At 66.6% G+C, this 12248-nt stretch carries 12 protein-coding genes; 6 read left to right on the top strand and 6 right to left on the bottom strand.

Going from position 1 to position 12248, the window contains the following annotated elements; translation table 11 throughout:
• The coding region (locus PHD22_RS14240) for an HDOD domain-containing protein (RefSeq protein ID WP_299868207.1) at window positions 1-558 on the top strand (558 nt) is incomplete at its 5' end.
• 65 nt (window positions 559-623) lie between these two features.
• On the opposite strand, the gene PHD22_RS14245 is transcribed toward PHD22_RS14240, so the two are convergent.
• The 6 genes from PHD22_RS14245 to PHD22_RS14270 form a co-directional block, all read right to left on the bottom strand.
• Window positions 624-1556, bottom strand: coding sequence for a phosphoribosylaminoimidazolesuccinocarboxamide synthase (locus tag PHD22_RS14245; RefSeq protein WP_299868210.1), 933 nt, complete (start codon window positions 1554-1556; stop codon window positions 624-626).
• Window positions 1557-1617: 61 nt separating this feature from the next.
• On the bottom strand, window positions 1618-2910 hold the full coding sequence (locus tag PHD22_RS14250) for a DUF3422 domain-containing protein (RefSeq protein WP_299868213.1): 1293 nt from the start codon (window positions 2908-2910) through the stop codon (window positions 1618-1620).
• A gap of 130 nt (window positions 2911-3040) precedes the next feature.
• A complete protein-coding gene (locus PHD22_RS14255; RefSeq protein ID WP_299868216.1) occupies window positions 3041-3427 on the bottom strand; it encodes a hypothetical protein in 387 nt (128 codons plus the stop codon).
• A 65-nt stretch (window positions 3428-3492) separates the two neighbouring features.
• Complete coding sequence (fba, locus tag PHD22_RS14260) at window positions 3493-4557, bottom strand: class II fructose-bisphosphate aldolase (protein WP_299868220.1); 1065 nt, start codon at window positions 4555-4557, stop codon at window positions 3493-3495.
• Window positions 4558-4675: 118 nt separating this feature from the next.
• Window positions 4676-6121, bottom strand: a complete 1446-nt coding sequence (gene pyk / locus PHD22_RS14265) for a pyruvate kinase (protein WP_299868223.1) — start codon at window positions 6119-6121, stop codon at window positions 4676-4678.
• Window positions 6122-6172: 51 nt separating this feature from the next.
• Window positions 6173-8155, bottom strand: coding sequence for a CHASE domain-containing protein (locus PHD22_RS14270; RefSeq protein ID WP_299868226.1), 1983 nt, complete (start codon window positions 8153-8155; stop codon window positions 6173-6175).
• Between the two features lie 266 nt (window positions 8156-8421).
• Here PHD22_RS14270 and rfbB point away from each other — a divergent pair, with 266 nt between their 5' ends.
• The 5 genes from rfbB to PHD22_RS14295 all read left to right on the top strand — a co-directional run.
• Window positions 8422-9480: a dTDP-glucose 4,6-dehydratase gene (gene rfbB / locus PHD22_RS14275; RefSeq protein ID WP_299868229.1), complete on the top strand. Its 1059-nt coding sequence runs from the start codon at window positions 8422-8424 to the stop codon at window positions 9478-9480.
• An 8-nt stretch (window positions 9481-9488) separates the two neighbouring features.
• Window positions 9489-10388 carry a dTDP-4-dehydrorhamnose reductase gene (rfbD, locus tag PHD22_RS14280; RefSeq protein WP_299868232.1) on the top strand — a complete coding sequence of 300 codons (900 nt, stop codon included), beginning with the start codon at window positions 9489-9491 and terminating at the stop codon, window positions 10386-10388.
• 11 nt (window positions 10389-10399) lie between these two features.
• Window positions 10400-11284, top strand: a complete 885-nt coding sequence (rfbA, locus tag PHD22_RS14285) for a glucose-1-phosphate thymidylyltransferase RfbA (RefSeq protein WP_299868241.1) — start codon at window positions 10400-10402, stop codon at window positions 11282-11284.
• Window positions 11284-11838 (top strand): dTDP-4-dehydrorhamnose 3,5-epimerase, encoded by a 555-nt coding sequence (rfbC, locus tag PHD22_RS14290; RefSeq protein WP_299868235.1) that lies wholly within the window; start codon window positions 11284-11286, stop codon window positions 11836-11838. The genes rfbA and rfbC overlap by 1 nt, the downstream gene beginning before the upstream one ends.
• Before the next feature lie 117 nt (window positions 11839-11955).
• The coding region (locus PHD22_RS14295) for a UDP-N-acetylglucosamine 2-epimerase (RefSeq protein WP_299868238.1) at window positions 11956-12248 on the top strand (293 nt) is incomplete at its 3' end.

Here is a 12248-nt window from a genome sequence, read left to right on the forward strand (position 1 = left end):
GTCTCGGCGGAACAGCTGATCAACAAGGAGATGCTCGGCCCTTATCAGCCGCTGATCCGCAAGCTGTGGGCCCACAGTGTGGATGTGGCGGCAACTGGCTGCGTGCTGGCCCGCCGGCGTACGGCCTTGGATCCGGATGCGGTCTTCTTTGCCGGGATGGTCCACGACATCGGGCAGTTCTTTCTGCTGGCCCGGGTCTGGGAATATCCGGAGCTGCTGAGCGAGGACAGCCCCCTGTCGGATCTGGTCAAGGTCTGGCACGCCCCCATCGGGCGGGCGGTGCTGGCTTCCATGAACATGCCCCGGGAACTGGTGGATGCGGTGGACGATCCGGAAATCTACGGCGGTGAATGGCCGCCGCGGACCCTGCCAGACCTGGTTTTCATTGCCAATCTGGTGGCGGAGACCCGCAATCCGTTTTCCCCGGAGCGTGAGGATTACCGCCACGGTCTGGCCAAGGCCGCCACCCTGGGGCTGGATGACGCCCTGCTGGAGGATCTGCTGGCCGAGTCCGCCGCCGAGCGCCAGGCGCTCATCGATCTGTTCCAGGTCGGCTGATCCTGCGCCGCCCACTCAAAAAGACACCTCGCCGCGGCGAGGTGTCTTTTTGGTGGTGCGTGGGGTCAGAGGGTCTGACCGGTCAGGTGCTCGTAGGCTTCCACGTACTTGGCGGCGGTGCGGGCGATCACGTCCGCCGGCAGCCTGGGGCCCGGGGCAACCTTGCCCCAGTCCAGGGTTTCCAGGTAGTCGCGCACATACTGCTTGTCGTAGCTCGGGGGGCTGATGCCCACGGCGTAGCTGTCGGCGGGCCAGAAGCGGGAGGAGTCCGGAGTCAGGGCTTCGTCGATCAGATGCAGGGTGCCGGCGGCGTCGATGCCGAACTCGAACTTGGTGTCGGCGATGAGGATGCCGCGGGTGGCGGCAAAGTCGGCGGCCTGGGTGTACAGCGCGATGGCGGCATCCCGGGCCTCGGTCACCAGTTGCGCACCGGTCTTGCCGGTGCCTTTGAGGGCGTCTGCCAGCAGGGCGTCGGTGCGAGCCTGGGCCTGTTCGAAGCTGATGTTCTCGTCGTGGTCGCCCACGTCGGCCTTGGAGGCGGGGGTGAAGATGGGTGCGGGCAGCTTCTGGGCCTGCTGGAGGCCGGGGGGCAGGGCAATCCCGCAGATGGCGCCGGTGTCCTGGTAATCCTTCCAGCCGGAGCCGATCACATAGCCACGGACCACGGCCTCGATGGGCAGCGGGGTCAGGCGCTTGACGACCAGGGCACGCCCACGCACCTGATCCCGCTCGTCGGCGGCCACCACGCTTTCGGGGTCGATGCCGGTGAGCTGGTTGGGGACGATGTGCCCGAGCCTGGCAAACCAGAAGCTCGCCATGGCGGTGAGGACCTCGCCCTTGCGGGGGATCGGGTCGGGCAGGACCACGTCGAAGGCGGACAGGCGGTCGGAGGTGACGATGAGTAGCTTGTCTGCGTCGATGGCGTAGATGTCACGCACCTTGCCGCGGCCCAGCAGGGGCAGGCTGCGGAGGGTGGATTCGAAGAGCGGAGTGGTCACGGGTGCTGGGTCCGTTGGGCAAAGGGGGGATTATAGGGGGGGAGGGGTGAAGGGTGAAGGGTTAGTGGTTGAGGGCCAGGTTTTTCCGCATGCGCCGGAGGCCGGTGTAGACGAGGGCGGCGATCATGGGGATGGCGATGGCCGTGATGGTCTCGGGGGTGAGGGGGGCGATCTGGTATTTGACGCCCTTGGCCATGTAATTGACCAGTTGGGAGGCGTAGTAGGTGATGGCCACCACCGACAGGCCTTCGACCGTTTCCTGCAGGTGGAGCTGGAGCTTGGCGCGGCGGTTCATCTGGGCGAGGAGCGCCTGGTTCTGGCGTTCCAGCTCCACTTCGACCCGGGTCCGCAGCAGCTGGCTGTTGCGGGCGACGCGGCTGGAGAGGTCTTCCTGGCGGCGGGCCATGGTGACGCAGGTGTTCATGGCGGGCCGCAGGCGGCGTTCCATGAATTCGTGAAAGGTCGGCAGGCCGGAGATGCGCTGCTCCCGCAGTTCGGCTATCCGCTGCATGACCAGGCTGTGATAGGCCTGGGCCGCGCCGAAGCGGAAGGTGGTGCGGGCCACCGAGTGTTCCACTTCGGCGGCCAGGGTGGTCAGGTCGGCCAGGACGCTGTGTTCGTCTTCGGTGCTGCGGGCCGAGCCGGTGCGGTCCATCAGGGTGGCCAGGTGATGCTCGGCGCGGCCCAGCAGGCGGCCCACGTCCTTGGCCACCGGGAAGGCCAGCAGGGCCATCAGCCGGTAGGTCTCGATCTCCACCAGGCGCTGGATGGTCCGGCCGGCCTGGCGACGGGTCAGCGCGACATCGATGATCAGGAAGCGTGAAAATCCCTCTTCGAACAGGAAGTCGGTGAACACCCAGGCCGCTCCGTCGGCCACCTGGGCGCCGACCATCTGCTTGCCGATGGGGGAGAGCCGGCTCATCACGCTGGCGGGGGGGATCTCGGCGGCGCTGCGCAGTTCCAGGTGGGTGGCGACGATCAGCTTGCCGGGCATGCTGGCCAGCCAGGCCCGGGGCACGGCCGCCAGGGCGGTGGTGCTGCCGTCGAGCCCTTCGCCTACGCCGACGGGACGGAAGAAGGTGTAGCTGGAGAACTCGCTGTGGAGCTCCCACTTGAGCTGGAAATGCCCGCAGTCGATGAGGCGGTGGCGGCCCTCGGCGTCAATGACCTGCCCCAGGTGTTCTCCCAGGGAGATCAGGTGTGTCTGGGCAGCCCCGGCCTCGCCGCCCTCGTGGTGCATGGCGAGGTAGCTGACCAGGGTGGGGCTTTCCAGGGGGACCGGCGGACGGGCGTGGAATTCCTCGTTGAGGGCCTGGCGCAGGTCATGCTCGGCAAAGTGGTCGGGCAGGGTCATGGGGGTGTGGAGGCTCGCGTACCGGAATGAATCCGGGGGATCATCCTGCCGCTACGGCAGGTGGGCTGGCAAGGCGGGATTGTGCAAGCGCGGTGCTGTCGGTCCTGCGCCGTTGTGGTGGTGCCGCAATTCAGGGGCGGAGGATCAGCAGAAGTCCCAGACCCAGCAGGCCTGCGGTGAGGAAGGCGCACGCGAAGGTGAGCCGCCCCAGGCGGGCACGCATGTTGTCGCCCAGCCGGACCAGCTCTGCATTCTGGGCGGCCAGGGCCGCCAGCAATTCGGCGGTTTCCTGCTGGCGGGCGTTCAGTTGGGCCAGGCGTCCTTCCAGCTCGGCCAGGCGCATGTCCGCAAGGCCCGAGGCCGTTTCCGGGGCGGGCATGTCTTCGGGGTGGGTGGTGTCGGTGCGCTGGGCGGCTTTTTGCCAGAGCTTCCTTGCGCCCTGGGCAATGTCCGGGGCCTTGGCGATCACGTCCGACCAGGGAATCGCCTTGACGAGGGTGGACCAGGGGAGTGCCATGAGAGTCTCCTGAAACGAAAAAGGGCCGGCAAGCCGGCCCCGATTCTGACATGCCCTGCGTTCGGTTAGCGCACGATCTGGTTCAGGGCGCCGCTCTTGTAGCCCGCGGCAATCTTCTCCAGGCTGACGGGCTTGATCTTGCTGGCGTTGCCGGCGGTGCCGAAGGCTTCGAAGCGGGCCTTGCAGACCAGCTTGGCGGCTTCGCGGGCGGGCTTGAGGAACTCCCGCGGGTCGAACTTGGAGGGGTTCTCCACGAAGAACTTGCGGATCGCGCCAGTCATGGCGAGGCGGATGTCGGTGTCGATGTTGATCTTGCGCACGCCGTACTGGATGCCGCGGACGATCTCCTCGACGGGTACGCCGTAGGTCTCCTTCATGTCGCCGCCGTAATTGCGGATGATCTCGAGGAGTTCTTGCGGCACCGACGAGGAGCCGTGCATCACCAGGTGGGTGTTGGGGATGCGGGCGTTGATTTCCTTGATGCGCTCGATGGCCAGGATGTCGCCGGTGGGCTTGCGGGTGAACTTGTAAGCGCCGTGGCTGGTGCCGATGGCGATGGCGAGGGCGTCCACGTTGGTCTGTTTGACGAAGTCAGCGGCCTGGTCGGGGTCGGTGAGCATCTGGGCGTGGTCGAGGGTGCCTTCGGCGCCGACGCCGTCTTCTTCGCCGGCCTGGCCGGTTTCGAGGGAGCCCAGGCAGCCCAGCTCGCCTTCGACGCTGACGCCGATGGCGTGGGACATCTCGACGACCTTGCGGGTCACGTCCACGTTGTACTCGTAGGAGGACGGGGTCTTGCCGTCTTCGTGCAGGGAACCGTCCATCATCACCGACGAGAAGCCGGAGCGGATGGCCCCCAGGCAGATGGCCGGGGACTGGCCGTGATCCTGGTGCATCACCACCGGGATGTGGGGGTAGGCTTCGACGGCAGCGTCGATGAGGTGGCGCAGGAAGGCCTCGCCGGCGTATTTGCGGGCACCGGCGGAGGCCTGCATGATCACCGGGCTGTCGGTTTCCGCGGCGGCTTCCATGATGGCCTGGACCTGTTCGAGGTTATTGACGTTGAACGCGGGCAGGGCGTAGCCAAATTCGGCGGCATGGTCGAGCAGCTGACGCATGGAAACGAGGGACATGGTTTTATCTCCGGTGGGCCGGGGTCCGGCCGGGTAAACAATAAAGCAGGCATTCTACCAAGCCGGCATGAAGCCTGCGCGGCCGGCAGGCTTCCCGTGCTCCGATGGACGGGTCTGCTTACAGGGGACCGGGGCGCGGGGTCTCGCCAACCCGGACGATCTTCATGGTGTTGGTGCCGCCGGGGGCTCCAATGGGCTCGCCGATGGTCAGCACGATGAGGTCGCCGTAGGTGACCACGCCCTGCTCCAGCAGGATCTGCTCGGCTTCCCACAGCATCACGTCCCGGTCGCCGTGGATCCGGGACATGAGCAGGGGGTAGACCTCCCGGTAGAGGGTCATCTGGTTGCGGGCCGAGGTTTCCGGGGTCAGGGCGTAGATGGGCACGCCGCTGTTGAGGCGACTCATCCACAGGGCGGTGGAGCCGGTCTGGGTGAGGGAGGCGATGGCCTTGACCTTCAGGTGGTAGGCGGTCCACATGGCGGCCATGGCGATGGACTGGTCGATGCGGGTGAAGATCCGGTCGAGGAAGTCCCGGTCCATGGTGACTTCGGCAGATTTCTCGGCTTCCAGGCAGATCCGGGCCATGGACTCCACCACCTCGACCGGGAACTTGCCGGAGGCGGTCTCGGCGGACAGCATCACCGCATCGGTGCCGTCGAGCACGGCATTGGCCACGTCGGAGACTTCGGCCCGGGTGGGGACCGGGCTGTGGATCATGGATTCCATCATCTGGGTCGCGGTGATGGCGAGCTTGTTCATCTCCCGGGCGGCGCGGATCATCCGCTTCTGCAGGGCCGGCACGGCGGCTTCGCCCACTTCCACGGCCAGGTCGCCCCGGGCCACCATGATGCCGTCAGAGGCATCGAGGATTTCTTCGAGATTGGCCACCGCCTCGGTGCGTTCGATCTTGGCGATGAGCAGGGCGCTGCTGCCGGCGGCTCGGAGCAGCTGGCGGGCCATGTACATGTCGGCAGCCCCTTTCGGAAAGGAGATCGCCACGAAGTCCACGCCGATCAGGGCAGCGGTCTTGATGTCGTCCATGTCCTTGGCGGTCAGGGCCGGGGCGGTGAGACCACCGCCCTGACGGTTGATGCCCTTGTTGTTGGAAAGCTCGCCGCCCACCAGGACCCGGGTATGAATTTCATGGCCGACGACCCGCTCGACGCTGAGCTTGAGGCGGCCGTCGTCCAGCAGCAGCACGTCGCCGGGTTTAACGTCGCGGGGCAGATCCTTGTAGTCCAGTCCCACCTTGTGGACGTTGCCGGGGTCGGTCAGCCTGGCGTCCAGGATGAAGGGGGCGTCCTTGACCAGGGTGACCCGGCCTTCCTCGAACTTGCCGACGCGGATCTTGGGGCCCTGCATGTCGGCCAGGATGCCGACCGGCCGGCCCGCCAACTGGGCGGCTTCGCGGATCTGCCGGGCCCGGGTGATGTGGTCGTCGGCGCTGCCATGGGAGAAGTTGAGGCGCACTACATCCACGCCGGCCTGGACCAGGCGTTCGAGGGTGGTGAGGTCGGAGGAGGCGGGGCCAAGGGTGGCAACGATCTTGGTGTGGCGGGACATGGGGTCTCCAGGAAGGGCCGGCTGGAAGCTGGCCGGGTTGGCCAGGGTCGGTCAGGATTCTAGGGCATCCACGGTGTTGCTGGGACCGGCGACGGAGGGGGACGCGAGGGTGGCCTGGGCGACGCCATTGCGGCCGCCGTCCTTGGCCCGGTACATGGCTTCATCGGCCCGGCGGCTGAGGCTGTCCAGGTCTTCCCCGTGGTCCGGATAGAGGGCAATGCCGATGCACACGGAGACGCGACAGATGCCGTTCTCGAGGTGGTAGGGGGCGTCGATGGCCGCGCGGATTTTTTCGGCGACGGCCAGGGCTTCCTGCATGCCGCCCACGTCCTGGAGCAGGGCCATGAATTCGTCGCCGCCCTGGCGGGCCAGCAGGTCGCTGGCCCGCAGGCAGCAGCGCATGCGCCTGGCCACTTCGATCAGCAGCGCATCGCCGGAGGCATGCCCCAGGCGGTCATTGACTTCCTTGAAGTGATCCAGATCCAGGTAGAGCAGGGCGACACGGCTATGGTTGCGCCGGGCAATCAGCAGGCTGGTATCCATCAGGTCCAGGAACATGGCCCGGTTGGCCAGCCCGGTCAGGGGGTCGTGGGTGGCCAGATAGTGGATGCGTTCCTCGGATTCCTTGCGTTCGGAAATGTCGGTGACGGTGAGGATCACCCCCTGCAGGTGGCCATCCGCGTTCAGGAGGGGAGCGTCAGTGATGATGGCGGTGAGGAGTTCGCCGCTGGCTTTGCGCAGGGTCTGTTCGGCGCTGGCGGCCACCCCCCGTCGCAGGCGTTGCCGTACCGCCGCGCTGCGGCTCTTGTCCTGCTCGGCCCAGATCCGGTCAAGACGCTTGCCCAGGATCTCCTGTTCCGGATAGCCGAGCAGGGCGATCAGGCGCGGGTTCAGGAAGGTGAAGCGCAGCTCTGCATCCAGCGCCGCAATACCGTCCTGGGACAGGTTCACCAGGGTGCTGTAGCGCGCCTCGCTGGCCTGCAGGGAGGCGCCTGTCAGGGCCAGTGCCCGCGCCCGTTCCCGGGTGACAAGTAAGGAGGCGGTGAGGAGGACGAAGAGACTGCCGATCAGGATCACCGCGATGCGCTCCATGTCCCGGGCCTGCTGGTCGATGGCGAGCGTGCCGATGCTGTCGAAGCGCAGGGTCCAGACCCGGCTGTCGAGCTCGAGAAGACTCTGGGTGAACAGGGCGCCGGGCGGTTCCCCATCGGTGTGGCTGTCAAAGAGCAACTGGTCGGGCGTCGGGGTGCGCCCGTCATAGATCCGGACGCGGATCCGGGGTTCCGAGTCCCCCAGGGTGCCGGTAATCAGGTCGTTCATCCGGAAGGGGCTGTATACCCAGCCGATGAAGGCTCGCTCCCGCTCTGCCTGGGTGCCCAGGGGCATTTCGGGTTTGAAGACAGGCAGGTACAGCAGGACACCGGCTTGCCGGTCGGTGGCCGTTTCCTGAACCAGGCTGACCTTGCCGGTGAGGGCTGGAGTGCCCAGGGCAAGGGCGCGCTCCATGGCCTCGCGGCGAGTCGGCTCCGAGTACATGTCGTAGCCGAAGGCCCGCTGGTTGCGCCAGTCGAAGGGTTCCAGGAGGACGATCGCGGAGTAGTGTTCCCGCGGCCCCGGGGGGGTGACACGGTAGTCGGGGAAGCCTTCCGTACGGATCTGCTGCTCGTGGCGGGCCAGGTCCTGGGGCGCGATCGGAACCGCCATGCCGACCCCCTGTATTCCCGGGTAGTCGGCATCCAGGAGCAGGCCGACCACATAGTCACGCCACTCTTCCCGGGTCACTACCGACGAGGCGAGGATGAGGGCCCGGGCACCCCGCAGGACCTGTCTGTACGCTTTGACCCGTTCGTTGATCCGGAGGGCCATTTCCCGGGTCTCGAGGGTGAACGCCCCTCGTTCTGCCTCGGCGTGGGCCTGCTCCAGGCGGTCCAGGGTCAGCCCGCCGACCAACCCGGCGCATACGGCGGAGAGCAGCGTCGGCAGCGCGATGCGTTTCAGGATGTAGCCAGACGTCCAGCTGCCAGCAGCCTTCATGGAGAGGATGCCTCCTTGGTGTTGATCGTGTTGCGTCCAGCCCGGGGCGCGACGGACACGTGCGCGCGCCGGGTATTGTGGTCCATCTTTGTGATGAGCGGCAGGTGCCTGTGGATTCCGTCATGCCAGATCCCGGATGCCGGATGCTGCGGGTGCACTTCACGGCGCATCGGGAGGGCGGCCCTGTCATAATTGCACACTGGTTGGGATGCCGATGCGGCAGGCCCGTGGCACGACAGGTTCGATACTCTTCAGGTGCATCTCTCATGATTCTCGTCACTGGCGGCGCTGGCTTCATTGGCGCCAATTTTGTTCTCGACTGGCTGCGCTCCTGCGACGAGCCGGTGCTCACCCTCGATGCCCTGACCTATGCAGGCAACCGGGAGAATCTGGCCTCCCTAAAGGATGACCCCCGGCATATCTTTGTGCAGGGCGACATCTGTGACCGCGAACTCATCGACCGCCTGCTCGTCGAGCACCCGCCCCGTGCCATTGTGCACTTCGCCGCCGAGAGCCATGTGGACCGGTCCATCCACGGTCCGGGGGAGTTCATCCGCACCAACGTCAATGGCACCTTTACCCTGCTGGAGGCGGCCCGGGCGTACTGGACGGGATTGTCCGGCGCAGCCCGGGAGGGATTCCGCTTTCACCATGTGAGCACCGACGAGGTCTATGGCTCCCTGGGGCCCAACGATCCGGCCTTCACCGAGACCAAGACCTACGAGCCCAACAGCCCGTACTCGGCCAGCAAGGCCGCCTCCGATCACCTGGTGCGGGCCTGGCACCACACCTACGGGCTGCCGGTGACCACCAGCAACTGCTCCAACAACTACGGCCCCTACCATTTCCCCGAGAAGCTGATCCCCCTGATCATCGCCAACGCCCTGGCCGGCAAGCCTCTGCCGGTGTACGGCGACGGCATGCAGGTCCGCGACTGGCTCTACGTCACCGACCACTGCAGCGCCATCCGCGCCATCCTCGACAAGGGGGTTCCCGGCGAGGTGTACAACGTGGGCGGCTGGAACGAGAAGCCCAACATCGAGATCGTGAACACCCTGTGCGCCCTCCTGGACGAGCTCAAGCCCGATCCGGCCGGCAGCTACAGCCGCCTGATCACCTTCGTCACCGACCGCCCCGGCCATGACCGCCGCTACGCCATCGATGCCCGCAAGATCGAGCGGGAACTCGGCTGGCGTCCTGCCGAGACCTTCGAGACCGGCATCCGCAAGACCGTCGAGTGGTATCTGGCCAATCAGGACTGGGTTGCCAACGTCCTGAGCGGCGCCTACCGCGAGTGGGTCGAAACCAACTACGCCCAGCGCTGAGCCCCACCATGAAGATCCTTCTTTTCGGCAAGAACGGCCAGGTGGGCTGGGAGCTCCAGCGCAGCCTCGCACCGCTGGGGGCGCTGATCGCCCTTGATCACGACGGTGCCCCCGGCCTCTCCGGCGACTTTTCCCGCCCGGACAGCCTGATCGCCACCCTCGATGCCGTTGCCCCCGACATCATCGTCAATGCCGCCGCCCACACCGCCGTGGACAAGGCCGAGAGCGAACCGGAGCTTGCCCGTGCCCTCAATGCGCTGGCTCCCGGCGTCCTCGCCCGGGAAGCGGCCCGGCGCGGCACCCTGCTGGTCCATTACTCCACTGACTACGTCTTCGACGGCAGTGGCAGCACCCCCCGCACCGAGGATGACCCCACCGGCCCCCTGTCGGTCTATGGCGCCACCAAGCTCGAAGGTGAGGCGCTGATCCGTCAGAGCGGCTGCCGTCACCTCATCTTCCGCACCAGCTGGGTCTATGCTGCCCGCGGCGGCAACTTTGCCAAGACCATGCTCAAGCTCGCCGCCGAGCGGGAGCGCCTCACCATCATCCACGACCAGCATGGGGCACCCACCGGCGCCGACCTGCTTGCCGACGTCACCGCCCACGCCCTGCGCGCCACCCTCGCCGATCCGGCGCTGGGCGGTCTGTATCATCTGGTCGCCGGCGGTGAAACCACCTGGTACGACTACGCCCGTCACGTCATCGAATTCGCCCGCGCCCGGGGGGTACCGATCCGGGTCGCCCTGGACGCCATCGAACCCGTCGCGACCAGCGCGTTCCCGACCCCCGCGCGGCGTCCGGCCAACTCCCGGCTGGCCACGGACGCGCTCCAGCAGGCCTTCGGCCTCATCCTGCCCCCCTGGCAGCAGGGGGTCGAGCGCATGCTCACCGAAATCCTCCCGAACTGAAGAAGGCTCCCATCATGCAACGCAAGGGCATCATCCTCGCCGGCGGCTCCGGCACCCGGCTCCACCCGGCCACCCTGGCCGTCTCCAAGCAGCTCATCCCGGTGTACGACAAGCCGATGATCTACTACCCCCTCAGCACCCTCATGCTGGCGGGCATCCGCGACATCCTGATCATCTCCACCCCCCAGGACACCCCGCGCTTCGAGCAGCTCCTGGGTGACGGCAGCCAGTGGGGCCTCAACCTCCAGTATGCCGTCCAGCCCAGCCCGGACGGCCTCGCCCAGGCCTTCATCATCGGCGAGGACTTCGTCGGCAACGGCCCCAGCGCCCTCGTGCTCGGCGACAACCTCTTCTACGGCCACGACTTCGCCAGCGGCCTGCGGGCCGCCAGCAAGCAGACCGGGGGGGCCACCGTCTTCGCTTACCCGGTGCACGACCCCGAGCGCTATGGCGTCGTCGAGTTCGACAAGGATGGCCGCGCCATCAGCCTCGAAGAAAAGCCCACCCAGCCCAAGAGCCGCTACGCCGTCACCGGCCTCTACTTCTACGACAACCGTGTCGTCGAGGTCGCCAAAAACCTCAAGCCCGGCGTGCGCGGCGAGCTGGAGATCACCGACGTGAACCGCCAGTACCTGGAGTGGGGTGCCCTCGACGTCCAGGTCATGGGCCGTGGCCATGCCTGGCTCGACACCGGCACCCACGAGAGCCTGCTCGAAGCCAGCCTCTTCATCCAGACCATCGAGAAGCGCCAGGGCCTCAAGATCGCCTGCCCCGAGGAAATCGCCTGGCGCGCCGGGTGGATCACCACCGAGCAGCTGCACAGGCTTGCTGCTCCGCTGGCCAAGAACGGCTACGGCCAGTACCTGCAGCGCATCATTGAAGAGAAGGTGTTCTGATGAAGGTCATCGAAACCGCCATCCCGGGCCTCCTGATCCTCGAACCCAGGGTGTTCGGCGACGCTCGCGGCTTTTTCATGGAGAGCTTCAACGCCAAGGCCTTCGCCGCAGCCACCGGGCTCGACGTGGATTTCGTGCAGGACAACCATTCCCGCTCGGGCCAGGGCGTGCTGCGGGGTCTGCACTATCAGATCCAGCAAGCTCAGGGCAAGCTGGTGCGCGTGGTGCGGGGCAGTGTCTTCGACGTGGCGGTGGATCTGCGCAGGGCCTCTCCGACCTTCGGTCAGTGGGCCGGGGTGGAGCTCTCCGAAGAGAACCACCGCCAGCTCTGGGTGCCGCCGGGGTTTGCGCATGGTTTCCTGGTGACCAGCGACTCGGCAGACTTCGTGTACAAGACCACCGACTACTACGCCCCCCAGTTCGAGCGCAGCCTGCTGTGGAATGACCCGGCGGTGGGCGTCGAGTGGCCGCTGCACCTGTTGCCGGGCGCGCCGCTGCTGTCGGCCAAGGATGTGGCGGGCCAGCCCCTGGCGGAGTGTGAAACCTTTGCCTGAACTGCTGGCGGGCGGCTCTTCGCCGCGCGCCGGTACGCCCCTTGTTTCATCATCCTGAAAGGGGATGGCGCGGGATGTTCCCGGGCTGTCCCGTCTTCCTCCTGGAGTTTTTCCCCCATGTCCCGTTCCCTGATTTACCTGGTCGCCGGCGCCCGGCCCAACTTCATGAAGATCGCGCCGATCGTGCGTGCCCTGCAGGCGCGGGCTGACCGCTTCGAGTTCCGGATCATCCACACCGGTCAGCACTACGACCGGGAGATGAGCGACGTTTTCTTCGATGAGCTGGGCATCCCCAAGCCGGATTACCACCTGGAAGCCGGTGGCGGTAGCCATGCCACCCAGACTGCAAAGATCATGGTGGCCTTCGAGGAGATCTGCCAGAAGGCCCGGCCCGACTGCGTGCTGGTGGT

The organism is Zoogloea sp., from assembly GCF_028693495.1.
In the GTDB taxonomy this organism is placed as follows: Bacteria; Pseudomonadota; Gammaproteobacteria; order Burkholderiales; family Rhodocyclaceae; genus Zoogloea.